The organism is Georgenia sp. AZ-5 (genome assembly GCF_043952095.1).
Classification (GTDB): domain Bacteria; phylum Actinomycetota; class Actinomycetes; order Actinomycetales; family Actinomycetaceae; genus Georgenia.
In genome coordinates this window covers 2,313,620-2,338,939 of sequence record NZ_JBINOU010000001.1, presented here as the reverse complement: position 1 = coordinate 2,338,939, position 25,320 = coordinate 2,313,620, and the positions used below count along the sequence as shown (strand labels likewise).

15 protein-coding genes are annotated in these 25,320 nt (G+C 75.6%); 6 read left to right on the top strand and 9 right to left on the bottom strand.

Going from position 1 to position 25,320, the window contains the following annotated elements; translation table 11 throughout:
• The first annotated feature begins 95 nt into the window (after positions 1 to 95).
• From glgX to treZ, 3 genes are read left to right on the top strand one after another with little or no spacing between them, the layout of a single operon-like run.
• Positions 96 to 2,216 (top strand): glycogen debranching protein GlgX, encoded by a 2,121-nt coding sequence (glgX, locus tag ACF0H8_RS10940; RefSeq protein ID WP_395288959.1) that lies wholly within the window; start codon positions 96 to 98, stop codon positions 2,214 to 2,216.
• Positions 2,213 to 4,732: a malto-oligosyltrehalose synthase gene (treY, locus tag ACF0H8_RS10935; RefSeq protein ID WP_395288958.1), complete on the top strand. Its 2,520-nt coding sequence runs from the start codon at positions 2,213 to 2,215 to the stop codon at positions 4,730 to 4,732. The genes glgX and treY overlap by 4 nt, the downstream gene beginning before the upstream one ends.
• The gene (treZ, locus tag ACF0H8_RS10930) at positions 4,729 to 6,498 is read left to right on the top strand and encodes a malto-oligosyltrehalose trehalohydrolase (protein WP_395288957.1); all 1,770 of its coding nucleotides are present in this window, start codon (positions 4,729 to 4,731) and stop codon (positions 6,496 to 6,498) included. Before treY ends, treZ begins: the two co-directional genes overlap by 4 nt.
• Positions 6,499 to 6,577: 79 nt before the next feature.
• On the opposite strand, the gene ACF0H8_RS10925 is transcribed toward treZ, so the two are convergent.
• From ACF0H8_RS10925 to ACF0H8_RS10885, 9 genes are all read right to left on the bottom strand, one after another.
• Complete coding sequence (locus ACF0H8_RS10925) at positions 6,578 to 10,738, bottom strand: TIGR02680 family protein (RefSeq protein ID WP_395288956.1); 4,161 nt, start codon at positions 10,736 to 10,738, stop codon at positions 6,578 to 6,580.
• Complete coding sequence (locus tag ACF0H8_RS10920; RefSeq protein ID WP_395288955.1) at positions 10,735 to 11,985, bottom strand: TIGR02678 family protein; 1,251 nt, start codon at positions 11,983 to 11,985, stop codon at positions 10,735 to 10,737. Before ACF0H8_RS10920 ends, ACF0H8_RS10925 begins: the two co-directional genes overlap by 4 nt.
• A complete protein-coding gene (locus ACF0H8_RS10915) occupies positions 11,982 to 13,520 on the bottom strand; it encodes a TIGR02677 family protein (protein WP_395288954.1) in 1,539 nt (512 codons plus the stop codon). Before ACF0H8_RS10915 ends, ACF0H8_RS10920 begins: the two co-directional genes overlap by 4 nt.
• A gap of 267 nt (positions 13,521 to 13,787) precedes the next feature.
• Positions 13,788 to 14,546, bottom strand: a complete 759-nt coding sequence (locus ACF0H8_RS10910; RefSeq protein WP_395288953.1) for an ABC transporter ATP-binding protein — start codon at positions 14,544 to 14,546, stop codon at positions 13,788 to 13,790.
• On the bottom strand, positions 14,543 to 15,550 hold the full coding sequence (locus ACF0H8_RS10905; RefSeq protein ID WP_395288952.1) for an iron chelate uptake ABC transporter family permease subunit: 1,008 nt from the start codon (positions 15,548 to 15,550) through the stop codon (positions 14,543 to 14,545). The genes ACF0H8_RS10910 and ACF0H8_RS10905 overlap by 4 nt, the downstream gene beginning before the upstream one ends.
• The gene (locus ACF0H8_RS10900; RefSeq protein ID WP_395288951.1) at positions 15,540 to 16,730 is read right to left on the bottom strand and encodes an ABC transporter permease; all 1,191 of its coding nucleotides are present in this window, start codon (positions 16,728 to 16,730) and stop codon (positions 15,540 to 15,542) included. The genes ACF0H8_RS10905 and ACF0H8_RS10900 overlap by 11 nt, the downstream gene beginning before the upstream one ends.
• A complete protein-coding gene (locus tag ACF0H8_RS10895; protein WP_395288950.1) occupies positions 16,727 to 17,698 on the bottom strand; it encodes a siderophore ABC transporter substrate-binding protein in 972 nt (323 codons plus the stop codon). The genes ACF0H8_RS10900 and ACF0H8_RS10895 overlap by 4 nt, the downstream gene beginning before the upstream one ends.
• A 230-nt stretch (positions 17,699 to 17,928) precedes the next feature.
• Complete coding sequence (locus ACF0H8_RS10890) at positions 17,929 to 19,203, bottom strand: lipid II:glycine glycyltransferase FemX (protein WP_395288949.1); 1,275 nt, start codon at positions 19,201 to 19,203, stop codon at positions 17,929 to 17,931.
• Between the two features lie 47 nt (positions 19,204 to 19,250).
• Positions 19,251 to 20,492, bottom strand: coding sequence for an ATP-grasp domain-containing protein (locus ACF0H8_RS10885; protein WP_395288948.1), 1,242 nt, complete (start codon positions 20,490 to 20,492; stop codon positions 19,251 to 19,253).
• Between the two features lie 180 nt (positions 20,493 to 20,672).
• Between ACF0H8_RS10885 and ACF0H8_RS10880 the strand changes: the two genes are divergently transcribed.
• The 3 genes from ACF0H8_RS10880 to ACF0H8_RS10870 all read left to right on the top strand — a co-directional run bounded on the left by ACF0H8_RS10880 (position 20,673) and on the right by ACF0H8_RS10870 (position 25,257).
• Positions 20,673 to 21,257: a DUF3000 domain-containing protein gene (locus ACF0H8_RS10880; RefSeq protein ID WP_395288947.1), complete on the top strand. Its 585-nt coding sequence runs from the start codon at positions 20,673 to 20,675 to the stop codon at positions 21,255 to 21,257.
• A 46-nt stretch (positions 21,258 to 21,303) separates the two neighbouring features.
• The gene (locus ACF0H8_RS10875; protein ID WP_395288946.1) at positions 21,304 to 22,683 is read left to right on the top strand and encodes an HRDC domain-containing protein; all 1,380 of its coding nucleotides are present in this window, start codon (positions 21,304 to 21,306) and stop codon (positions 22,681 to 22,683) included.
• Positions 22,684 to 22,878: 195 nt separating this feature from the next.
• Positions 22,879 to 25,257, top strand: a complete 2,379-nt coding sequence (locus ACF0H8_RS10870; protein WP_395288945.1) for a 3-hydroxyacyl-CoA dehydrogenase NAD-binding domain-containing protein — start codon at positions 22,879 to 22,881, stop codon at positions 25,255 to 25,257.
• Positions 25,258 to 25,320 lie beyond the last annotated feature (63 nt).

The following is a 25,320-nucleotide window of genomic DNA, read 5'->3' as shown; positions in this document are numbered from 1 at the left end:
GGCGCCGGAGGGCTGCTCGCGCGGCGTGACATCCCTCACATCCAGGCGACGGTTCTCGTCCTGCCGCTGTGGGCGGCTCATGCCAACCTTGGCAGATGCAGATATGGCCGGGACGCCCCTATCCCCTCGGCGCCACGTTCGACGGTACTGGCACCAACTTCGCCCTCTTCTCCAGCGTCGCCGAGCGCGTCGAGCTCTGCCTGCTCGACGACGACGACGTCGAGACCCGCGTCGAGCTCACCGAGGTCGACGGCTACGTCTGGCACGGGTACCTGCCCGGCGCCCAGCCCGGACAGCGGTACGGGTACCGCGTGCACGGCCCGTACGACCCCGCGCAGGGCCTGAGGTGCGACCCCTCCAAGCTCCTCCTCGACCCCTACGCGAAGGCGATCGACGGGCAGATCGACGGCGACGCCTCCCTGTTCTCCTACCGGTTCGACAACCCCGAGGAGCGCAACACCGACGACTCGCTGGGCCACACCATGACCTCCGTCGTGGTCAACCCCTACTTCGACTGGGGCTACGACCGGCCGCCGGACCGGGACTACCACGAGTCCGTCATCTACGAGGCCCACGTCAAGGGCATGACCCAGCGCCACCCCGAGATCCCGGAGGAGCTGCGCGGGACGTACGCCGGCATGGCGCACCCTGCGATCGTGCAGCACCTGAGCGACCTGGGGATCACCGCCCTCGAGCTGATGCCCGTGCACCAGTTCGTCAACGACCCGCACCTGCAGGGCAAGGGGCTGAGCAACTACTGGGGCTACAACTCGATCGGCTTCTTCGCGCCGCACAACGGCTACGCCGCCTACGGCACCCGCGGCGAGCAGGTCCAGGAGTTCAAGAGCCTCGTCAAGGCGATGCACGAGGCCGGCATCGAGGTCATCCTCGACGTCGTGTACAACCACACCGCCGAGGGCAACCACATGGGGCCCACGCTCTCCTTCCGCGGCATCGACAACACCTCCTACTACCGCCTGGTCGAGGGCGACGAGGCCCACTACTTCGACACGACGGGCACCGGCAACTCCCTGCTCATGCGCTCGCCGCACACCCTGCAGCTCATCACCGACTCGCTGCGGTACTGGGTGGAGGAGATGCACGTCGACGGCTTCCGCTTCGACCTCGCCTCGACCCTCGCCCGCGAGCTGCACGCCGTGGACCGGCTCTCGTCCTTCTTCGACATCGTCCAGCAGGACCCCGTGATCTCCCAGGTCAAGCTGATCGCCGAGCCGTGGGACGTCGGCGAGGGCGGGTACCAGGTGGGCGGCTTCCCGCCCCTGTGGACCGAGTGGAACGGCCAGTACCGCGACACCGTGCGCGACTTCTGGCGGGGCGAGCCCTCCACCCTCGCCGAGTTCGCCAGCCGCATCACCGGCTCCTCGGACCTGTACGAGCACACCGGCCGGCGCCCCGTGGCCTCCATCAACTTCGTCACCGCGCACGACGGGTTCACCCTGCGCGACCTCGTCAGCTACAACGAGAAGCACAACGAGGCCAACGGCGAGGGCGGCGCGGACGGCGAGTCGCACAACCGCTCCTGGAACTGCGGCGCCGAGGGCCCCACCGACGACCCGAAGGTCAACCGGCTCCGCGCCCGGCAGCAGCGCAACTTCCTGACCACCTTGCTCATCAGCCAGGGCGTGCCGATGATCGCCCACGGCGACGAGCTCGGCCGCACCCAGGAGGGCAACAACAACGTCTACTGCCAGGACAACGAGCTCAGCTGGGTCGACTGGGACCTCGACGAGGACCAGGCGAGCCTGCTGGAGTTCACCCGCAAGCTGGTGGCGCTGCGCCGGGACCACCCGGTGCTGCGCCGCCGCCGGTTCTTCGCCGGGTCCCCGCAGCACGGCGGGGAGTCCGAGCTCGGCGACATCGAGTGGCTCACCCCGGGCGGGGAGCACATGTCCGACGAGGACTGGGACCTCTCCTACGCCCGCTCCCTCATGGTTTTCCTCAACGGCCAGGCCATCCCCGAGCCCGGGGCCCGGGGCGAGCGGATCGTCGACGACGACCTGCTGCTGCTGCTCAACGCCGACGCCAGGGCGATCGACTTCACCCTCCCGGGCGCCGACTTCGGCGCGCGCTGGGAGCACGTGCTCGACACCAGCAGCAGGCGGGCCGCGGGCCGGCGGTTCGCGGCGGGCGCGCGGGTGCGGGTCGAGGGACGCAGCGTGCTGGTGCTGCTCTCCCCGCGGGAGGAGGAGCAGTGACCGCGCCGTCGACCGCCGGACCGGGCCAGGCGCACCTGCCGGGGAAGGGCAGGCGCCTGCCCGTCAGCACCTACCGCCTCCAGCTCGGCCCGGACCTCACGTTCGCCCGGGCGGAGGCGGCCCTGCCCTACCTGGACTCCCTCGGCGTCACGGACCTGTACCTCTCCCCCGTGCTCCAGGCGGCGCCCGGCTCGACGCACGGCTACGACGTCGTCGACCACAGCCGGATCAGCGACGTGATGGGCGGCCGGGAGGGGCTGGAGTCCCTCGCCGCGGCGGCCCACGCCCGCGGCATGGGGGTCGTGGTCGACGTGGTGCCCAACCACATGGCCGTCCCCACCCCGGCCTGGCACAACCGGGCGCTGTGGTCGGTGCTCGGCCACGGCCCGGAGTCGCCGTTTGCCCGCTGGTTCGACATCGACCTGGAGGACTCCGACGACGGGGTGCTCATGCCCGTCCTCGGCGGGCGCATCGGTGACGTGCTGGCCTCCGGCGAGCTCGCGCTGGACCACATGGTCGTGCCGACCGACCCCGACGCCGGCGAGCAGCCCGTGCTGCGGTACTACGACCACGTCTTCCCGGTCCGGCCGGAGACCGCGGACCTACCGCTGGCCGAGCTCGTCGACCGGCAGCACTACCGGCTCGCCTACTGGCGGGTGGCGGACGAGGAGCTGAACTACCGGCGGTTCTTCGACGTCGGCACCCTCGCCGCGGTGCGGGTGGAGGACCCCGAGGTCTTCGACGCCACCCACGCCCTGCTGCTCGAGCTGCACGCCGCGGGCGTGGTCGACGGCTTCCGCATCGACCACCCCGACGGCCTCGCCGACCCGCGTGGTTACCTGCGCCGGCTGCACGAGGCCACCGGCGGGGCGTGGATCGTCGCGGAGAAGATCCTCGAGGCGGACGAGGAGCTGCCCGCAGACTGGCCGGTGGCCGGCACCACCGGCTACGACGCCGCCTGGCGGCTGCACGCCCTGCAGGTGGACCCCGCCGGGTCCGCCACCCTGGCAGCGCTGCAGCACGAGCTGACCGGCGAGGCCGCGAACCTCTCCGCGGTGGTCGAGGACGCCAAGCGGCAGATCGTCGAGACGTCGCTGTACGCCGAGGTGCACCGCCTCAGCACGCTGCTCGCCGACATCTGCCACGACGACGTGCGGCTGCGGGACCACACCTTCCGCTCGCTGCGCGACTGCGTCGTCGAGCTGCTCGTCGCGTTCGACCGCTACCGCGCCTACATCGTCCCCGGCGAGCCCGCGCCGCCGGCGAGCGAGCGCACCCTGCGCGAGGCGGCCGAGGTGGCCCGCACCCGGCTCGAGCCCGACCGGCACGACACCCTCGACGTCGTCGTCGGCCTCCTGCTCGGCGCCGAGGCGGGCAGCGCCGGCCGCACGCACGAGGCCCGCCGCGCCGAGCTCATGGTGCGCTTCCCGCAGGTGTGCGGGGCGGTCATGGCCAAGGGCGTGGAGGACACCGCGTTCTACCGGTGGACCCACCTGGTCAGCCTGTGCGAGGTGGGCGGCGCGCCAGACCGCTTCGGCGTCGACCCCGACGAGCTGCACGGCTGGGCCGCCCGCACCGGCGCCGCGTGGCCGGCGACCATGACGGCCGGGTCCACGCACGACACCAAGCGGGGCGAGGATGTGCGCTCGCGCATCGGCGTGCTGGCGGAGTTCGCCCAGGAGTGGGCGGCCCTCGTGCGGTCGCTGCGCGAGGCCACCGCCGACATCCGTCCCGCGGACCTGGACGGGCGCACCGAGAACCTGCTGTGGCAGACCCTCGCCGGGACGTGGAGCCCGGCCGGCCCCGTCGAGCCGGACCGGCTGCGGGCGTACCTGACGAAGGCGGCCCGCGAGCAGAAGTCCTGGACCACCTGGACGGCGCCCGACACCGCGCGGGAGGAGGCGATGCTCGGCTACGCCGAGGCGCTGCTGGAGCACCCGGCGGTGGTGACGGCGTTCGAGGGCTGGGTCGCCCGCACCGCCGACGCGGTGCGCCGCTCGGTGCTGGGCACCAAGCTGCTCCAGCTGACGGTGCTCGGCGTCGCCGACGTCTACCAGGGCACCGAGATCACCCAGACCTCGCTCGTCGACCCCGACAACCGCCGCCCCGTGGACTTCGCCGCCCTCGCCGACCGGCTCGCGGCGCTCGACGGCGGCGCGCGCCCGGGCGGCCTGGACGACGAGAAGCTGGCGGTCACGGCCGCGGCGCTGCGCCTGCGCCGCGACCGCCCGGACGCCTTCGTCGGCACCGGCGCGGGCTACGAGCCGCTGCCGACCACCACCGGGCACGCCGTCGCGCTGGCCCGCACGGACGCCGAGGGGCCGCGGGTGGTCGCGGTGGTCACGCGCCTGTGGGCCTCGACGACGGCGACGCAGGCGCTGCCGGAGGCGGCCGTCGTCCTGCCCGAGGGCGCCTGGCGGGACGTGCTGACGGGTGCCACGGTGCCCGGCGGCTCGCGCCGGCTCGGGGACCTGCTCGCCGCCCACCCCGTCGCGCTGCTGGAGAGGATCGGATGAGGAATTCCTTCCCCGAGGTCTGGGCGCCGGCCGCGTCGGCCGTCGAGCTCGTGCTGCCCGCGTCCGGACGGCGGGAGCCGATGGAGGCCGCCGAGGGCGGCTGGTGGCGCGCGCGGCACGAGCTCGCGCCGGGCACGGACTACGCGTTCGCGCTCGACGGGGGGCCGTCCCTGCCCGACCCGCGCAGCGCCTGGCAGCCCCGCGGCGTCCACGGCCCCTCCCGCACCTTCGACCCCACCGCCCACGAGTGGGCCGACGGCGGCTGGGCCGGGCGCTCCAGCCTGGGAGCGGTGATCTACGAGCTGCACGTCGGCACGTTCACGCCCGAGGGCACCCTCGACGCCGCCGTGGCGCGGCTGGACCACCTCGCCGACCTGGGCGTGGACATGGTCGAGCTCATGCCCGTGGCGGCCTTCCCCGGCGCGGCCGGCTGGGGCTACGACGGCGTGGCGCTGTACGCGGTGCACGAGGCCTACGGCGGCCCGGCGGCGCTGCAGCGCTTCGTCGACGCCGCGCACGGTCGCGGGATCGCGGTCTGCCTCGACGTCGTCTACAACCACCTCGGCCCGTCCGGGAACTACCTGGGCAGCTTCGGCCCGTACTTCACCGACCGGCACTCCACGCCGTGGGGCGCGGCGGTCAACCTCGACGGCGACGACGCGGCGGAGGTGCGCGCGTTCGTGGTGGACAACGCGCTGCGCTGGCTGCGGGACTTCCACGTCGACGCCCTGCGCCTGGACGCGGTGCACGCCCTGGTGGACGACTCGCCGCGGCACGTCCTCGCGGAGCTGTCCGACGCCGTCGCCGCCCTCGAGCGCGAGGTCGGCCGGCCGCTGTCGCTCATCGCCGAGTCGGACCTCAACGACGCCCGCATGGTCACGCCCACCTCCGCCGGCGGGTTCGGCATGACGGCCCAGTGGGACGACGACGTGCACCACGCCCTGCACGCGCTGGTCACCGGGGAGCGGCACGGGTACTACGTCGACTTCGGCGGCCCCGGGACCCTCGCCAAGGCGCTGCGGGAGGTGTTCGTCCACGACGGCACCTACTCCACCTTCCGCGGGAAGGACTGGGGCGCGCCGGTGCCGCCGGACGTCGACGCCCGCCGTTTCGTCGTCTTCTCCCAGGATCACGACCAGGTGGGCAACCGGGCGCTGGGCGACCGGCCGAGCCGGGTGCTCACCCCCGGCCAGCTCGCGGGCAGCGCGGCGGTGGTCCTGCTCGGGCCCTACACACCGATGCTCTTCATGGGCGAGGAATGGGGCGCGACCACCCCGTTCCAGTACTTCACCGACCACGAGCCCGAGCTCGGCGAGCTCGTGCGGCAGGGGCGGCAGAAGGAGTTCGGCACGCACGGGTGGGCCGAGCTCTACGGCGGCGAGGTCGCCGTGCCGGACCCGCAGGACCCGGGGACGGTGGCCGCCTCCCGGCTGGACTGGGCGGAGCGGGACGCGCCCGAGCACGCCAGGCTTCTGGAGTTCTACCGCGGCCTGATCAGCCTGCGCCACGAGGTCCCGGACATCGCCTCCGGGGACCGGTCGGCCACCGCCGTCGAGGTCGCGGAGGACGGCGCCTGGCTGCTGCTCCGCCGCGGCGGGCTCGCCGTCGTCGTCGGCCTGAGCGACGCCGCCGTGACGGTGCCGCTGGCCGAGGACGACGGCCCCGACCCCGAGCTGCTGCTCTCCTGGGGCGAGGCGGGCCTGGCCGGCGACGGCGCGCGCGGCGTGCGGCTCGAGGGCCACTGCGTCGCCGTCGTGCGGGGCTGACCGCCGCGCGGCCGCGTCACGGGCCGGGCTCTCGCGGCGGCACGGCCCGGCGACCTGCTGCGGCTGCGTGGCCGCGCCCTCAGGCCGTGAGCAGGTGCCGGGCGTGGCCGTCCCAGTGGGTGTGCACCGCCACCGCGGGCGTGCCCTCGGACCGGAGGATCTCGTACTCGTCGGCGCACGGCACCTGCGGGTAGGTCACCCACAGGTTGTGCGCCGTCATGCAGAAGTCGAGGTCCAGCCGCACCAGCAGGCCCATGAGCTCGCCGATGGTGGGCTCGTCGACCTTGGCGAAGGCGTCGTCGAGCAGCACCAGCCGTAGCGCCCGGTCGCCCAGCCCCGACAGGTACGCGTCCGCGGCGGCGAAGAGGGTGACGTAGCTGACGAACCGGGTCTCGCCCTGGGAGAGCTTCGCCCGGCCGCGCAGCTCCCGGCGGTCCTGCGGGCCTGGCCCGAGGATCGTCACCCGCATGTGGTGCCAGGCGCGGTAGTCCAGCGCGTTCTTCAGGTGCTGGGCGTAGCCGGCCGTCTCGTCGAGGGCGAACTGCTCCTCGACCAGCTCGCGCAGCAGGGTGGTCAGCTCGTCGGTCCGGTCCTCCTCCCCCGGCGCCGCGGCGACGAGCTCGCGGATGCGGTGCACGCGGCTGCCCTCGGGCGCGTCGAGCACCCAGGCCAGCCGGACGCCGATGCCGTGGGAGGTGCTGATGCTGCGCAGGCTCTCGTTCATCGCCGCCACCAGCTGCTCCGACTGCGCGAGCCGGCGGCGCAGCTCCTCGCCCACCCCGCCGAGGACGAAGTTGGTGAAGACCTCGTGCTCCCGGCCGGTGAGCGCCTCCCGGGCGCGTGCCACGCGGTCCCGCAGCTGCCCGGCGGCCCGGGCGACGGGCAGCCGGCCGGCGCCGTCGACCAGCTCCACGAGGTGCACGTCCTCGGTCACGGTGTGCAGCACGTCGACGCCGCCCTGCAGCGCGGCCTCGAGCTTCTGGCGGGCGCGCATGAGCGCGTTGACGTCGGCGGTGCCGGCCCCGGCGACCGCGTCGCGCACGACGGCGGCCGCCTCCTCTGCCCCTGCCGGCGTCACCGGGTCGGCGGCGGCCAGCGCGGGCGGCTCGGCCTCCGTGTCGCCGGTGGCGGCGGCGAGCAGCCCGGGCAGGGCGACCAGCCGGCGCAGCCGGTCCACCGCGGCGGCGAGCTGCCGCTGCGCCGCCGCGGCGGCGTCGGCGGCCGTCTCGGCGTCCCGGCGGGCGACGGCCTGCTCCTCGCCGAGCCGCTGGGCCGCCTCGCGGGCGGCGGCCAGCTCCCTGCGGGCGCGGGCGTGGGACTCCTCGGCCGCGTGCAGCCGCCGGCGGACCTCGTCCGCCTCCTGGCCGAGGTTCTCCTGCAGCGCGGCGACCTCCGCCTGCTCGCGGTGCCACTCGGCCCAGGCGTCCTCGGCGCGCCGCTCGGCGGCCTCGCGCTTGGTCCGGTACGCCTCCAGCCGCTGAAGCGTCTCCGCGTGGCGGCGCCACCGGCCGGCCAGGGTCAGCAGGGCCGCGGCACCGCGGGCGCAGAGATCCTGGGCGGAGCGGGCCGTCTCGCGGACGGCGCGCAGGCCGTCGGCGTCGTGCGGCAGCCCGGACCGGTCGCACAGGTCGCGGTGGGTGCGCTCCTGCTCCTGCGACGCCCCGTGCAGGGCGACGGCGCGCTCACGCAGCCGGGTGGCGTCGGCGCGGCTGCGGCCGGCCTGCCGGCCCGCCTCACGGGCGAGGGTGCGGGCCCGCGCGAGCGGCGCCGTCGACGGCGCGCCGCGCACGTGCTCGGTGAGCTCGGCGCGGGCGGTGCGCAGCCGCTCGCGCGCCCCGGCCCGGTCGGCCGCCCGCTCGTCCAGCTCGGCGAGGGCGCCGTCGAGCTCGCGCAGCCGGGCGGCCCGGGCCGCCTCGCGCGCCGCGGTGCCGACGTGCCGGGCGGCGGGTGCGGTGTGCTTGCCGCGCAGCGGGCCGTTGCCCCAGGACCCGTCCACGTCCACCCACGTCACGTGGCTGTCCCTGCCCAGCCCGATCCGGGCCAGGACGGTCGTGACGGCGGTCGCCGGCACGGGCCCGGCCGTGTCGGGCACGAGCGCGGCGCGCAGGGGCGCCTGGGCCGGCGGGGCGGCGGGCACGAGGAGGGTCTGGCCGTCCCCGGCGCGCAGGGAGCCGTCCGGGCCGACCCCGGCGGCCAGGAGCCCGGAGGCGAGCAGCGCCGCCTCGAGGCCGGCCCGCTCGTCCTCGGTCAGGCCCTCGGCGAAGTCGACGGCCCGCCACAGCGGGACCGTGCCCTCGGGCAGCGCGCCCGCCCACGGGGCCCCCGGCGGCTCGGGGTCGCGGGCCTGGAGCAGCCCGCGCCGCTCGGCCCCGTGGCGGCTGCGGGTCGCCGCGTCGTCCTTCTCGGCCGTGTCGAGCCCCGCCGCGGTGCGGGCGAGCTCGTCCCGGGCCCGCTCGGCCGCCTCGGTGGCGGCGCGGTCGAGCTCGCGCAGCGAGGGCGCGTCGGTCTCGTCGGGGTCCTCCCCGGGGGCGCCGCCGTCGGTGAGCCGTCCCACGGGGCCGGCGGCCCAGTCGACCTCGCCGAGCAGCTCCCGGGTGCGCGGCAGGGCCGTCCACGCCGACCAGGCCTCGGCGAGCTCGCCGGCGGCGCGGTCGCGTTCCGCGGTCCGCTCCCGCGCCGTGACCTCGTCGGCGTCGGCGCGCCCGTCGGCGTCGGCGGCGGCGTGCTCAGCCTGGGCCGCCTCGGCGCGGGCGCGCGCCACGTCCTCCACGCCGCGCAGCCGGTTCCCGGCCTCGCCGGCACGGGCGCCCGCCGCGGCGGCCACCTCGCGCACGCGGGCGGCCGCCTGCTCCAGCCCGTCCGCGTCCGCCGCGACGACCAGCGGCACCGGGCGTTCGAGCCGGGCGGGCGCGCCTTCGAGGTCGGTGCGCACGGGCTCGCTCAGCGCCGCGGCGGGTCGCAGGTCCGTCGCCGGGACCGTGGGCAGCGCGTCCGCGAGGTGCGCGCCCGCCAGGCCGTCGCGGGCCGCGGCGAGCGTGCCGGCGGCCTCGGCCGACTCCGCGGCGATCTCCCGGGCCAGGTCGTCCGCGCCCGCGACCGCGTCGGCCTCGGCCTGCCGGGCGTCCTCGGCGGCCGCCAGCTGGGACCGGGCGTGCTGGGCGAGGGTGGCGACGTTGCGGTCGCGCAGCACGAGGTCGCGGCCGGCGCGGTAGGCCGCCGAGTCCTTCACGCCGGCGACGGCCGCGGCGAGCTCGTCGACCTCGGTGCTCAGCGCGGTCACTGCGGCCTCCGCCTCGGCGTGCCGGGTGGCGAGCTCCTCGCCGCGCGCGGCGCCGTCCCGTGCGGCGGCGGCCGCCCGTTCCGCCTCCCGCGCCGCGGCCTGGGTCTGCGCGGCCGCCCCGCCGAGGGTGGCGGCCGCGTACCGGCCGTAGGTGTCGAGGAACGTGGTCACGTGCTCGAGCGCGGTGGCGAGGCGGCGCTGGGACTCGCGCGACTCTGAGAGGTCGTCCAGGCGGCCGCCCGCGTCGTCGAGCGTCGCCTCCGACAGCGGCGGGAGGGCGTCGGCGAGGATCCGCGGGAGGTGGCCCTCCTCGATCCGGTTCCCCACGTCCGGCGAGCGGAGCGTGCGGATGAGCTGCAGCAGGCCGTCGTAGCGCTCCCCGGCTCCGGGGCCGGTGAGGCCGAACACCACCGACCGCACCCGCTCGCGGTGGGCCTCCGGGTTGTCGGTGACCCGGTCGGCGCCCACCAGCTCGGTCAGCCGCTCCCGGGACATGGGCTGGCGGTCGGCGTCCAGCAGCTCCAGCTCGCGGCCCACCCGCAGGGGGGTGGTGAAGTACCAGACCCGCGCGTCGCCCGAGCTGGCGGACCAGCGCACGAGCGCGCCGAGGGTGAGGTGCTCGGGGCCGGCGCCGTCGACGTGGCGCAGCAGCTCCAGCCACAGGTAGCCGAGCCGGTTGCCCTGGCCCTCCGCGCCGACCTTCATGAGCTCGTCGAGGCGGACCTTGCCCGAGCCGGTGGAGTCCATCCGGCGCCGGTCGGCGTCGAGGAGGAAGGGCAGCAGCATCTCCAGGGCCCGGCTCTTGCCGGAGCCGTTGGTCCCGCGCAGGATCATCCGGCCGCCGGAGAAGTCGAAGGTCTCGGCGTAGTAGTGCCACACGTTGACGATCCCGGCCCGGTGCAGCCGCCAGCGGTACGGGTGGTCCTTCGCCGCGCCTGGCGCGGTCGGCTGCTCGGTCATCGGTTCTCCTCGAGGGACGTCAAGAGGCTGTCCTGCTGCGGGTCGTCGGCGGGCACGGGCCGGGCAGCCGGGCGGCGGGGCGCGCGCTGGGGCTCGGGCTGGTACCTGGCGCACGCCGGGTGGAGCACGAGCCCGGCGGGCGTGCCGCGGGCCAGGCCCACGGCCTCGAGCCGGGCGACGACCTCCGCCTGGAGCAGCGCCGGGTCGGCGGCGTAGGCCTCGCCGAACGTGGAGCCGTACTGCTCGACGAGCAGGTGCACGGCGTCCACGACCGCCGGCCACGGGGCCAGGGCTCCGGGCACCGCGCGGCCGTCGACGACGGCGGTGGACCCCGGCCCGGCGTCCAGGTCGTCGACGAGGGCGTTGACGAGCAGGAGCGCGACGTGGGAGACCGTGCCCTGGCCCGGGAAGGGGAGGTCGGTGACCTCGCCGGCGACGTCGTAGGCCAGGGCGCCCTCCTGACGGACCTCGAGGGTGAGGCCGAAGGAGTCCGCCAGGGAGCGGGACAGCGCGGCCCGCTCGCGGGAGAGGACCACCTGCTCGGCCTCCGTGAGGTCCTCCCGCCGCACCAAGGGGTCCTCCACGAGGCGGCGGCGCAGGGTCCGCCGGGGCGTCTCGAGACCGAGGTCGTCGGCGGCGGGCTCGCCCAGGAGGTCCTGGGCGGAGCGGACGTCGCGGAGCGGGCGCGCGAGCAGGTGCGGCAGCAGCGCGCGGTTGACGTCGAGCAGCGCCTCGTCGTGCCGGTCGCCCCAGCCCGCGACCGTGCCGTCGGTCTCCGTGAGCACGCCCCAGTCGATGAGCAGCGCGACGGCCTGGACGAGGTGGCGGCGGTCGGCGAGCGTGTCGTCGACCGTCACGCCGGCCGCCGCGGCGTCCGCGCGGACCTGCTCCACCAGGACGCTGAGCAGCACCTGCTCCGCGCTGCCGGGCGCGAGGAGACCGGCGCAGACGAGCGCGAGGTAGGTGTAGGTGCGGGGCGCGAAGGGCTGGCCGCCCGCCCGTCGCCAGGCCGGGCGCACCGGCGCGTCCGGTGCCAGGCCGTGCTTGACGAGCCGGGCGAAGCCGGACTCGACCACCAGCCGGTAGCCCAGGGCGGCGGCGAACGTCTGCCGCAGCGCCGGGGCGTGCCGCCGGACCAGCTCGAGCTCCTCCTGGTGGCGGCCGCGGGTGAGCACCGGGGCGCGCAGCAGGGCCCGCGCCGCCTCGCGCCGCTCGGCCGCGTCCAGCTCCGCGGTGCGGGCGGTCACGCCGGCACCTCCTGGCGGGCGGCCGTCGGTGCCGCCGTGAGCACGAGCCCGTGCACGGTGAGCGCGCCGTCCGGGGTGTGCAGGACGGTGCGCCCGGCCGGGTCGGGCCGGGCGGCGAGCTCGAGCCCCAGGTCGGTGTCGGTGGACGTCGCGGGGCCGTCGAGCTGGGGGTGCTGGCCGAGGAGGCGCGTGAGCCGGCCGAGGAGCAGGTTCAGGGCGGGCCGGGAGAGCCGGGCGCCGTCGAGGTCGCCGGCGGTGACGAGCTCGTCCACGGCCGTGGCCCGCGCGTCGGCCTCCTCCTCGGCCTGGGCGAGCAGCCGCTCGCGGTCCAGCCCGGGGTCGGGCACCGAGGCCGTGCGCCCGCGCGCGCTGCGGTCGCCGCGCTCGCGCAGGCTGATCGGCACCTCCACCGGGGTGGCGGACCACCAGGACGTCGTGGCGCCGTCGCGCGGGTCCGGCTCCTCCGGGCCGCCCAGCAGGTGCCGGCTCGGGAAGGTGCCGAAGGCCGCCGCGTACAGGCGGTGGGCGTCCTCCGGCTCGGCTGCGTCGAACCAGGTGGCGAGCTTGAGCAGGTCGGCCCGGCGGCTGACGCCGGTCCCGGCGCCGGCGAGCATCCGCTTGGCGTTGGCCAGGAGCTGCCCGAGGGCCTGGTCGGCGGCCATCCGCAGGGTCTGAGGCCCCGAGCGGCCGTCCGTGCCGACGTACCAGGCGCGGATCTGCTCCCAGTCCTCCCGCGTGCGGCCGGGCAGCCGCTCGGTGCGCGAGTCCGGCGCCTGCAGCGTGGGGAGGGTCGCGAGGGCGGCGAGGAGGTCGTCGAGGTAGGGCGCGAGCTCGGAGAACCGTCGCGCGACGACGGGCGCGTGGTGGGCGACGTCCGCGGTCAGCATGTCGATGTAGTCCAGGAGCAGGCCCTTGAACTGCTGGTACTCCTCACCGGCGAGGTCGTAGCGGGTCAGGACCGTGTTCACGTAGGCGTAGAAGTCGCGGACGCTGTCCGAGAAGAGCCGCTGGTTGTTGAACACCGAGGTGACGTCGCCCGAGAGCGCCTCGGCGTCGGCGGGCCTGGCCGGGGTGGCGGCGCGCAGGCGGCCGGTGAGGCGCTCGAGGGTCTCCGCGGTGACGCCGAGGAGCTCGCGGGCCACCTCGCGGGCGCCGTCGCCGGCGGCGAGGAGGGCCTCCGCCTCGCGGTGGACCCGGACGCCGAGCTTCGACGCCTGGTAGCGGGCGCGGGAGCGGACGTAGTCGTGGACCGTGGCGACGCGGGCGTCCCGGATGCCGCGGACGAGGTTGCCCCAACGTTCGAGCTGCTCGCACCGCGCGGTGACGTCGTCCACGGACAGGACCACGCCGGCGCCGGCGAGCCCGGCGCTGACCTCCGCCGCGGAGAGGTCCGCGAGGAGCGTGCCGGTGAACAGGCCCATGATGGCGCGGTACTCGCCGGCGAGGTCGGTGGTGAGGTACCGGAAGAGATCGGTGCGTGCCGGTTGCTGCTGGGCCGGCCGCTCGGGGACCCCCGTCCGCGCTGTCTCGCTCACCCGCCGCCTCTCCTGTCCGTGCCGCCCCGGCGCGCCGGGCCGGTCATCCGTGTGCCGGTCGTTCCCCGGCTCGGTCATCCGTGTGCCGGTCACCCCGGTGCCTGCCGCCGCCGGCCCTGCCTGGGTCCGTGCTTGGGTGCGCCAGGAGCGCCGAGGGTGTTCGCCAGCCCGGTGCGCCGCGCGGGCGCCGGGCTCGTGGCAGGCCTACACCTTAGGCGGCGCGCAGGCCGGGGCCCGGCGCCGACCCGCGCGACGTGGGCCACAGCCTCACTGGTAGTAGATGCCGATGCGGCGGCCGCCGATGACCTCGACGGTGACGTCCATGTCGTAGATGGCGCGCAGCCGCTCGGGGGTGATGATGTCCTGCGGGCCGCCCTGGCACAGCACCTTGCCGTCCCTCATGGCGACGATGTGGTCGGAGTAGCAGGAGGCGAAGTTGATGTCGTGCACGACGACGACGACGGTCTTGCCCAGGTCGTCGGCGGTGCGGCGCAGCAGCTGCATCATGGCCACCGCGTGCTTCATGTCCAGGTTGTTCAGCGGCTCGTCCATGAGCACGTAGTCGGTGTCCTGGCACAGCACCATGGCCACGAACGCGCGCTGGCGCTGCCCGCCGGAGAGCTCGTCGAGGAACCGCCCGGCCAGCGGGCCCAGGTCCAGGTAGTCCATCGCGGCGGCGATGTGGCGGCGGTCGTCGGCCGTCAGCCGGCCCCGGGTGTGCGGGTAGCGGCCGAAGGCGACCAGGTCCTGCACGGTCAGGCGCACCGCCAGGTGGTTGTCCTGGCGCAGGATGGACAGCCGCCTGGCCAGCTCCGCCGAGGGGGTGCGGGCCACGTCCAGCCCGTCGACGGACACGGTGCCGCCGTCCATCCGCAGCAGCCTCGCGATCATGCCCAGCACGGTGGACTTCCCGGCCCCGTTCGCCCCGATGATCGACGTCACCCCGCCGGCCGGCAGCGACAACGACACGTCGTCCACGACCACCGCGGCGCCGTAGCGCTTGGTCAGCGCGTGGGTCTCGATCACCGCTTGGCCCCTCGCATCAGCAGGGCGATGAACACGATGCCTCCCAGGAACTCGATGATGACGGACAGCACGGTGTCCAGGCCGAACACGTGCTCGAGCACCGCCTGCCCGCCCACCAGGGTGATCACCGCCAGCAGGGCCGCGGCGGGCAGCACGACGGCGTGCCGGTGGCTGCCGGCGACCTGGTAGGCCAGGTTCGCCACCAGCAGCCCGAAGAAGGTGATCGGCCCGACCAGGGCGGTGGAGACCGACACCAGCAGCGCGCACGCGACCAGCACCGCCAGGGTGCGCCGGTGGTGGTCCACGCCCAGGGCGGCGGCGTTGTCCCGGCCCAGCAGCAGCACGTCCAGCTCCCGCCGCGCCGTCCACACCCACCCGCACGCCCCGGCCACCACGACCGCGCACACCGCCAGCAGGGCCGGGTCGACCGCGGTGAACGAGGCGAACAGCCGGTCCTGGACGACCAGGAACTCGTTGGGGTCGAGCACCCGCTGCCAGAACGCCGACAGCGACCGGAAGAACGTCCCGCACACGATCCCCACCAGCACCAGCAGGTACAGCGAGCGGCGCGCCCCGCCGAACAGCCACCGGAACAGCAGCGCCGAGAACACCAGCATCGCCGCGACCTCGAGCCCGAAGCGCGCCACCGGCGCCACGGCGATCACCGCCGTCGAGCCCAGCGCGAACACCGCCCCGGTCTGGATCAGCGCGTACAGCGCGTCGAAGCCCATGATCGCCGGGGTCAGGATCCGGTTCTCCGTCACCGTCTGGAACAGCACCGTCGAGACCGCGACCGCCACCCCCACCAGCACCATGGTCGCCAGCCGCCGCGCCCGCATCGGCCCCATCAGCGCCAACGCGTCCAGCGCCCCGAACGCGACGAAGAAGACCCCCACGGCCACCGCGGCCGCGCCCAGCACCGCCAGCCGCAACCCCGGCCCGGCGGGGTGCTGGCGCCCGCCCGGCCGGCCCGCCGGCCGGGTCGGCGCCGGCTCAGCGCGCATCGGCGGGCCGGCGCAGCAGCAGGTACAAGAACAGCCCGGCGCCCACCACGCCGACGACCACGCCGATCGGGATCTCCGCCGGGAAGATCACCAGGCGCCCGATCAGGTCGCACACCAGCACGAACCCCGCCCCGGCCAGCGCCACCCACGGCAGCGACCGGCGCAGATAGTCCCCCATCGCCAGGCTCACCAGGTTGGGCACCACCAGGCCCAGGAACGGCAGCGCGCCCACCACCACGACGACGACCGCCGAGGTCACCGCCACGATCGCCAGCCCCAGGGCCAGCACCCGCCGGTAGCTCAGCCCCAGGTTGGTGGTGAACTCCTCCCCCAGCCCCGCCACCGTGAACCGGTTCGCCGCCAGGTACGCGACCACCGCGCACGCGCCCACCACCCACAACAGCTCGTAGCGGCCCCGGACCATGCCGGAGAAGTCCCCGGTGGTCCAGGACGAGACCGCCTGGAGCAGGCCCGCGCGGTAGGCCACGAACGTCGAGACCGCCCCGACCACCCCGGAGAGCATCAGACCCACCAGCGGCACCACGACCACCGAACGCAGCCGGATCCGCCGCAAGATGCCCAGGAACAACGCCGTCCCCGCCAGCGCGAACACCGCCGCCACGCCCATCTTCCCCACCAGCGGCAGCCCCGGGGCCACGATCGTCACCACCAGCAGGCCCAGCACCGCCGACTCCGTGGTCCCCGCCGTGGAGGGCTCGACGAACTTGTTGCGCACCAGCAGCTGCATCACCAGCCCCACCACCGCCATCGCCGAGCCCGCCAGCACGATCGACAGCGTCCGCGGCACCCTCGACACCAGCAGCGTCTGCACCTGCTCCGCGCCCAGCTCACCCGTGAGCACGTCGACCGGGCTGAGGTCCGAGACGCCCACGAACAGGCTGACGGCGGCGAGCACCAGGACCGCGAGCAGACCACCGAGCAGCTGCAGCCGCTGCCAGCGCGCGCCGGGCCGGGCGAGGCTGCTGTGCCCGTGCCCCGGCCCGGACGCCTGCGGCAGGGACCTCCCCCGGACCTCCGGCGCACCGTCACGTCGCGCCGCGACGCCGGGCACGACGGCGACGTGCGCGGGCACGGCGGTCACCGCGGCTACGGCGGGCACAGCCGCGCCGGGCGCGGTGTCCTGGACACCACGCCCGGCGGCGGTGGGTGCGGCCGTCACTTGGCCAGGGCTCCGCCGATCTCGTCGAGCATGGCCTGGATGTTGTTCAGGCCGTGCATGACGACGTACCACCGCTCCCCGTCGAGGTAGACCACCTGGCCGGTCTGCCACGCCGTGGTCGCGGCGACCAGCTCGTTGTCCAGCACCTGCTCCGCGGCCTGCCCCGAGGGCTGCCCGATGGCGGCGTCACGGTCCACGGCGAAGATCCAGTCCGGGTTGACGTCCCGGATCAGCTCGAAGGAGACCACCTCCCCGTGCTGCGCGGCCGCCACGCCGGTCCGCGCCTCGGCCACGCCCAGGTCGGTGAAGATCGGCCCGTACCGCGACGCCGCCCCGTTGAGCGTGACCTCCCCGCCGGAGGTCTGCAGCACCATCCCGGTCCCCGCGGCCTCCCCGGCCGGGCGGATCTCCTCGACCTGCGCGTCGAGCTGCGCCACCAGCTCCTCGACCTCGGCCTCCTTGCCGAAGATCTCCCCGACCAGCGCCGCCGACCGCTCCGCCCCGGCCAGGCCCTCGGTGAACTCGTACGTCACGTCCACCGTGGGGAAGGCCTTGCTCAGCTCCGGATAGGCCGCCGCCGACCGGAAGCCGACCAGCACCAGGTCCGGGTCCAGCCGGGCGAGGGCCTCGTGGTCGGGCTCCTGCAGGGTGCCCACGTCGGCGAGGTCCGCCGACTCGTACTCGCCCAGGAACGAGGGCACCGACGCCTTCGGCACCCCCACGACCTCCTCCCCCAGGCCCAGCGCGTCGAGCGTGTCCAGCGTGCCCATGTCGAACACCACCACCCGCTGCGGGTCCGCCGGGATCTCGGTGGCGCCCTGCGCGTGCTCCACGGTCACCGTGCCCGCCTCAGTCTCGGCCTCGGCCGGGGAGTCGGAGGCGGTCGAGGACGAGCAGGCGGCGAGGGTGAGGGCCAGGGCGGTCGTGCCGACGGTGGCAACGGTTCCGCGGCGGGAGATCGGACGCACGAGGTCTCCAGGTATCAGTAGGGAGGATCACCTAACGAAGGTGACCCTAACCTACATATACGAAAGCGTCACGTGCCGTAATTAAGTTGTGGCGGTCGCCGCAGTGGGCTGGGCGGACCGTGTCGGTCACGCCACGGACGAAGGTCCGGGATACGGCGGCCGCGCCCTGACGGCAGGGATGGCGCGCCACCCTTCAGGCGCCCTGACGGGTCCCCGACCTCTCCGTCGGCTCAGGAGCCGCTGGCGGGCTTCCCGGCGTCCCCACCGGCAGCCGCTGCGGGCCTGCCCTGCGGGGCGCTCTCGCCGACGGCCGCACCGGCCTTGCCGGCGTCCGTGACCTCGCCACCGGCGCCCGCCTCGCCACCGGCGCCCGCCTCGCCACCGGCGCCCGCACCCGCCTCGCGACTAGCGTCCACACCCGCCGTGCCACCGGCGTCCGCTGCGACCTCCTTGGGGGCTGGCCGCAGCCGGGCGGCGAGCACCCGCGCGCGGCCGGGCGCCTCCCGGACGATGCCGACCGCGCCCCGCTTGGCGGCGAGGGCGACGACCAGGGCCCGGTACCAGGCGCGGTGCACGGGCACGTCCCAGGCGCCGTCGACCTCGGTGACCTCCTCGCTGAACTTGGTCTTGAAGTCGCGCACGCCGCTGAGCTGCGGGGCCCGGTCGGAGTCGATGCCCATGAGGTCGAGGACGCGCACGCCCGAGGCGCGCAGCGCCGTGGCCATGTGCCAGATCAGCAGGTCCGCGGCGCCGGAGCGGCGGCCCTCGGCGTTCGAGGCGGCGTAGTAGTAGCTGGCGTGGGCGCCGTGCACGGTGACGATGCCCCACGCGAGCGGCCGGCCTTCCCGGCGGGCGACGAAGATGCGGGCGTGCTTCCCGAGGGAGTCGAGCATCGTCCAGTAGACGTCCTCGTCGGAGATCCCGAACCCGTCCCGGCCGCTCGTCTCCACCAGCAGCTGGTACAGCTCGTGGAACCGCTCGCGGCTCAGTCCGGTCTCCTCGCCGGCGGTCATGGTGGTGTCGCGCAGCGCCTTGCGCACGTCGCGCCGCCCGCGCTTCTTCATCGAGGCGAGGATCTCCTCCTCCTCGCGGGCGAGGTCCAGCACGACCGTCCGGTCGAACGTCACCGTCTGCAGCAGCTCGTGCAGGTCGTCGGCGCGGTGCCGCGCGTGCAGGCGGACGAACGCCAGGCCACGGTCGGCGCGGCGCACGCCGGCGACGAGCGCCTCGCGGGCCGCCCGCTCCCGCGCCGGGGTCTGCTCGGCGAGCCACACCGGCCCGTGCTTGGCCCACAGGTACCGGAACCCGCGGCCGCGCATCTCGGTCAGGGAGACTAGCGCCAGCAGCTCCTCGCCCTCCCACAGGCCCAGCCGCCGCCACGGGCGGCGCCCCGGCACCGCCCGGTCGAAGGCGTCCCAGGCGGGCGCCTGCTCGAGCGGCAGCGGGACGTCGCCCGCCAGGCGCAGGTACGTCTCGTCGTCCAGGGGTCGGACCGTGACGGTCATGGAGCTCCTCTGCGGAAGGTCGTCGATGGGTCGGCGGCCGGGCGTGCTCAGAAGCCGGTGCCGGTGGGGCGCGGGTAGTACGTGCGCAGGGCGCGCACCTGGTTGACGCCGTGCAGCAGCCGGTACAGCGAGCGGCGGGGGTTGCGGTCGGCCGGGTAGTCGAGCGGGTGCACGGCGCGGCGGCGGCGCATCACCCCTCGCACCTTGGCCAGCAGCGCCTTGTCGGTGAGGTAGCGCGGCAGCACGAACGTCGGCACGTAGTGGAAGACCCCGGTCTCGGTGGCGAGCTCGGGGGCGTGCCGGCGGTGGTGCACCTGGTCCTCGACCATCACCCGCACCGGGTTCGCCCCTCCCACGTTGATGTAGTAGTTCGACCGGCCGATGCGCGGGTTGATGTCGAGCAGACGCGGGACGCCGTCGCGCGGGTCGATCTTCAGGTCGACGCTGGCGTAGCCGCGGTAGTCCACCGCCTGCAGCACCCGCCGGACGGTGGACACCAGCTCGGCGTCGTACTCGACGAGCGTGATCGCGGCGTTGCCCAGGAAGGCCGGCTGGTGCAGCCCGAGCAGCACCTGCCCGGACGCGGCCATGGTCATCTCGCCGTTGCTGTCGACGTAGGCGTTGACGACCCGGTTGAACGTGTCGTCACCGGGGACGAGCTCCTGGACGAGCATCTCGCCGCCGAAGCCGGCCTCCTTGACCGCCCCGAGGATGTCCAGCACCTCCTCGGCGGTGCCGGCGGAGAAGACCTTCTTCCGGCCGGGGAAGGTGAGCGTCTCGTACTCGCCGGACGTGGCCGGCTTGACCACGACGGGGAAGGCCAGGTCGCCCAGCATGCCGGCCCAGTCCCGGCGGTCGGTGCTGGGGATGTCCACCGCGACGTGCGCGGGGCTGGCCACCCCCTCCGCGCGCAGCACCCGGTCGAGCACGCCCTTGTCGCCCACCCGCTCGATGACGGCGTCCGGGGGCGTCGGGACGACGAAGCGTTCCTGCAGCCAGGCCCGCTCGCGCCGCACCAGGTCGATGTGGTGCTCGACGTTGACCATGAGCACCGGCTTGCCGTCCGGGTGCGCGGCGGCGATGCCGTCGAGGGTGGCCAGGAGCCGCTCGTCGTCGGCGCCGGGCCCCATGTAGACGTTGTCGATGATCCGGGAGTGGTCGATGGGGCCGCGCGGGCCCTCGCTGACGACCAGGGAGCGCACGCCGTAGGCCTCGTGGAAGGACCGCGCCATCGAGTACACGCCGACGTCCGTTCCGAGGATGACCGGCGTGATGGGGCGGGTTGTCATGGGTGGGCGGTCCTTCTCGCGCGTCTGGGGGCCGCGGCCTGGCAGGCCCGGGCTCGGCAGCTGTCGTGCGGGCGCGTCCCGGCAGGTCCGGATCGGCGTCCCGAGGGGTCCGCGTCAGTGTAGTCACCGGCCCCCGGCGCGCCTCTCCCCCGCGCGGCCCCGCGCACCTAGCCTGGGCGTGTGAGGGAAGACGTCCCGGTGGCACCACCGGACTTCCAGGCCGCGCTGGAGAGCCTGCGCGGGCACCGCCTGCGTCCGGAGCTCCATCTGGAGGAGGTCCCGGCGCCCTCGCGGATCGCGCCGTACGCCCTGGCGCTCACCGGCGAGGTCAACGCCGCTCCCCGGACCATGGACCCGGACGCCTTCCTGGGGCACGGCCGGTTCGTCGTCCTGCACGACCCGGCGGGCCAGGAGGCCTGGCACGGCACGTTCCGGGTCATCGTCATGGCCAAGGCCACGCTGGAGGAGGAGCTGGGCGCGGACCCCCTGCTCGGCGAGGTGGGCTGGACCTGGCTGACGGACGCCCTCACCGAGGCCGGCGTGGGCTTCCACCACCTTTCCGGGACCGTCACGCGCGTGCTCTCGGAGACCTTCGGCGGCCTGGAGCTGCGCGGCGGCTCGGTGGAGATCGAGATCCGCGCCTCGTGGACGCCGACCACGGCAGACCTGGGCCCGCACCTCCAGGCCTGGGCCGCGCTCACCTGCGCGGCCGCCGGGCTGGAGCCGCTGCCGCCGAATGTCACCGCCCTCACGCCGCGCCGCTGAGCGTGCCGAGGGCATCGCGGCGGGGCGTGGACGTACCGTGGTCGCCGTGCCGACCGATGCCTCCGTCTCCGCGGCGGGAGCCGCCGCCCCCGGTGGCCGCGCGCCCGCGGCCCGCAGCAGCCCGCGCGCACCCGCGGACCCCGCACCCGCCGCCGGACACGGCGCACCCGCTGGCGGCACCGCCGGCGCCGCGCCCGTCGCGCTCCCGGGCACCGGCGCGCTGCCGCCAATCGCGCTGACGGAGCCGGCCGAGGGCGTCCCCGCCGTCACCGACACCCCGGCGGCGCTCGAGGCGGCCGTCGCCGCGCTCCGCGGCGGCACCGGACCGGTCGCCGTCGACGCCGAGCGGGCCTCCGGCTACCGCTACGGCCAGCGGGCGTACCTCGTCCAGCTGCGCCGCGCCGGCTCCGGCACGGTGCTGCTCGACCCCGTCCCCTTCGCCGACCTGTCGGCGCTGGCGGAGGTCCTCAACCCGGCTGAGTGGGTGCTGCACGCCGCCGACCAGGACCTGCCGTGCCTGAACGAGCTGGGCCTGGTCCCGGCCGCGCTCTTCGACACCGAGCTCGCCTCGCGCCTGCTCGGGCGGGAACGGGTGGGCCTCGCGGCCGTCGTCGCCGAGAACCTCGGCTACGAGCTGGCCAAGGAGCACTCCGCGGCGGACTGGTCCACCCGGCCCCTACCGGAGTCCTGGCTGCGGTACGCGGCCCTCGACGTCGAGCTCCTCGTCGAGCTGCGCGAGACGCTCACCGCCCAGCTCGAGGCGGCCGGCAAGCTCACCTGGGCCCTGCAGGAGTTCGAGCACGTCCGCACTGCCCCGCCGCCGGCGCCGCGCGTCGACCCCTGGCGCCGCACCTCGGGCCTGCAGGCCGTGCGCAGCCCCCGGGGACTGGCCGTCGCGCGCGAGCTGTGGCTGGCGCGCGAGGAGCTTGCCCGGCAGCGCGACCGCTCCCCCGGCCGCGTGCTGCCCGCGACGGCGATCGTCGCCGCGGCGCTGGCGCTGCCGCGCACCGAGGGCCAGCTCGTGCGGATCCGCGAGTTCTCCGGCCGCGGCACCCGGCAGCGGGCGGCCTACTGGCAGGCCGCCATCAGCCGGGCGCTGGCACTGCCGGAGTCGCAGCTGCCGCCCCGCCGCGCGCCGCGCGACCCGGACCAGCTGCCCTCCCCGCGGGCGTGGGGCGAGAAGAACCCCGACGCGGCGGCACGGCTGGAGGCGGTGCGCGCATGTGTGCGCGGCCTGGCCGAGCAGCTGTCGCTGCCGCAGGAGAACCTGCTCAGCCCCGCCACGCAGCGCCGCTTCGCCTGGGAGACGGGCCCGCGGCCCACGCCGGCGCAGGTGGGCGACCGCCTCGCCGCCCTCGGGGCCCGCGAGTGGCAGGTGGAGCTGGTCTCCGGGCCGCTGGCGCGCGCCGTCGCCGACGTCGCCTGACCCTCGGCCGGGGGCTCCGGCCGGGCCGCCACGCCCAGGTGGTCAGCGTCGCCGCGGTCAGCGCGCGCCGCCGCGGCGCTGCCGGTGGCGGCGGCCCGGTCACCAGCCGTGAGTGCCACGACGGCGAGGCGCCGGCCCCGGTAGGCTCCTGACCGGTTACCCGATACCGACAGTGCCGTCTATCCAGGAGAGCCCGTGGCCGCCACGACGCCCGCGCCGTACACCGAGCGCGTCACCATCGTCCGCACCACCGACATCGAGGTGACCGACCTCGGCACCGTCCGGGTGCTGACGCTCGCTCCGGAGGACGGCACCGAACGGCCGTGCAGCCTCGGCCCCCGCGGGCTGCGCAACGTCGCCGACGCCCTCGCCGCGGCCCGCGAGCGTGCGGACGAGGGCCACCTGGCCGCCGTCGTCGTGACCGGCACGGGCCGGTCCTTCCTCGCCGGTGCGGACCTGAAGTGGATCCGCGAGGCCGGCGACGCCGCGGAGGTCCGCGCGGTGGCAGAGCTGGGGCACGAGATCGTGGCGGCCCTGGCCGACCTGCCCGTGCCCACGCTCGCGCACCTCAACGGCGCGGCCCTGGGCGGCGGCCTCGAGCTGGCACTGGCGTGCGACTACCGCACGGTCGCCGAGGACGTGCGCGCCATCGGGCTCCCGGAGACCTACCTGGGCCTCGTCCCAGGCTGGGGCGGGTGCACGATCCTGCCTCGCCTGCTCGGGCCGGACGCGGCGCTACAGATCATCGTGGACAACCCGGCCCGCAACAACCGGCTGCTCGACGCGCGCGGCGCGCTGGCGCTGGGCCTGGTCGACGTCGTCCTCACCACGCCGGCCACTCGGGAGGGCGTCGTCTCCGTCACCGGCGAGGGCGGGCCGGCGGGTGAGGGAGCCGCCGCGGCCGAGCGAGCCGCCGGCGCGGCGCGCACGGCGAGTTCGGGTCCCGCGGCCGCTGCGGGCCCCGCCGGCGCGGGCGCCGACGCCACGGACGCGGGTGCCCCTGCGGGCGCGGGCCCCGCCGGCCCATCCGTGGAGCAGGTCTCGTCCCTCGCCCGCAGCGGCGTGCCGCGCGCCGCGATCGAGTGGCTCCGGCAGGCCATCGACGGTCAGATCCCGGTGCGGCGGCTGGTCGCCGGGCCCGCCTCGCCGCACCCGGCCGACCCGGCCGGCGACGACGCCTGGGTGGCCGCCGTGGACGCGCGCCACGGGCTCGTGCAGGCCCGCGCCGCGGGCGGCGCGGAGGCCCCCGCCCTGGCCCTGAGGACGGTGGCGGCCTCCCGCACGCGCTCACGCGCGGAGTCCTTCGTCAACGAGGACGAGGCCCTGACCCACCTGGTGATGACCGACGAGCTGCGCGCCAGCCTCTACGCCGTCGACCTCGTGGGCCGCCGCTCCCGCCGCCCGAAGGGCAGGCCCGAGGGCGTCGAGCCGCGCGAGATCCGCTCGGTGGGCGTCGCGGGGGCCGGGCTGATGGCCGGACAGCTGGCGCTGCTGCTGGTCCGCGCGCTGCGCGTCCCGGTCACCATGCGCGACCTCGACGACGAGCGGGCACGCCGCGGCCTGGCCGCCGTGCACGGCCAGATCGACCAGGCCGTCCGCCGCGGGGCCCTCGACGAGCGGCGTGCCGCCGAGCTGCGCGGCCTGCTGCGGGTGACGACCGACGTCCAGGACCTCCGCGGGGCCGACCTCGTGGTCGAGGCCGTGTTCGAGGAGCTCGAGGTGAAGAAGCAGGTCTTCGCCGAGCTGGAGCAGGTGGTGGCCACCGATGCCATCCTCGCGACCAACACCTCCGCGCTGTCGGTGACCGCGATGGCCGCGGACCTCGAGCACCCGGAGCGGGTGGTGGGGCTGCACTTCTTCAACCCGGTGGCGCAGATGCCGCTCGTGGAGGTCGTGCGGGCGGAGCGCACCGACGACGTGTCGTACGCCACCACGTTCGCGATCGCCCAGGCGTGCCGGAAGACGCCCGTCGCCGTCTCCGACGCCCCCGGCTTCGTCGTCAACCGGCTCCTGGTGCGCCTCCTCGGCGAGGTCCTGGGCGCCCTGGAGGAGGGCACCACCGTCGCCGACGCCGACCGCGCGCTCGTGCCGATGGGCCTGCCCATGGGACCGTTCCAGCTGCTCCAGCTGGTCGGACCGGCCGTGGCGGAGCACGTGCTGGTCACGCTGCGCAGCGAGCTGGGCGATCGCTACCCCGACTCCCCCGGCCTCGCGGAGGTCGTCCGCAGCGGGCGGTCCTTCGTGACCTTCGAAGGCCGGCCCACCGCGACCTCGCCCGTGGATCCCGGCATCGAGGCGCTCTTCGGCTCCCGGCGCACCGGGAACCCGCTCGACGCCGCCGGCCTGCTCGACCGCGTGCGGCGGGCCCTCGCCGAGGAGACCGCGCTGCTGCTCGAGGACGGGGTGGTGGACGACGTCGCCGACGTCGACCTGGCGATGATGCTGGGCGCCGGCTGGCCGCTCCACAACGGCGGCCTCACGCCGTACCTGGACCGCACGGGCACGTCCGAAGCGGTGCTCGGGCGGCGCTTCCACGCGGCGGGCGAGGCGAGCCTGCCAGCCGTCGGGGCATGAGCCCGTGCGGATGCCGAGAGGCGCAGCTCGGGTGCGTCAGCAGCCCGCGCGCGTCAGGTTGTG

Coding starts and splice junctions, on each gene's coding strand:
- glgX (WP_395288959.1), top strand. CDS start 96: ATGCAGATATGGCCGGGACGCCCCTATCCCCTCGGCGCCACGTTCGAC.
- treZ (WP_395288957.1), top strand. CDS start 4,729: ATGAGGAATTCCTTCCCCGAGGTCTGGGCGCCGGCCGCGTCGGCCGTC.
- ACF0H8_RS10925 (WP_395288956.1), bottom strand. CDS start 10,738: ATGACCGAGCAGCCGACCGCGCCAGGCGCGGCGAAGGACCACCCGTAC.
- ACF0H8_RS10905 (WP_395288952.1), bottom strand. CDS start 15,550: ATGCGCGCTGAGCCGGCGCCGACCCGGCCGGCGGGCCGGCCGGGCGGG.
- ACF0H8_RS10890 (WP_395288949.1), bottom strand. CDS start 19,203: ATGACCGTCACGGTCCGACCCCTGGACGACGAGACGTACCTGCGCCTG.
- ACF0H8_RS10885 (WP_395288948.1), bottom strand. CDS start 20,492: ATGACAACCCGCCCCATCACGCCGGTCATCCTCGGAACGGACGTCGGC.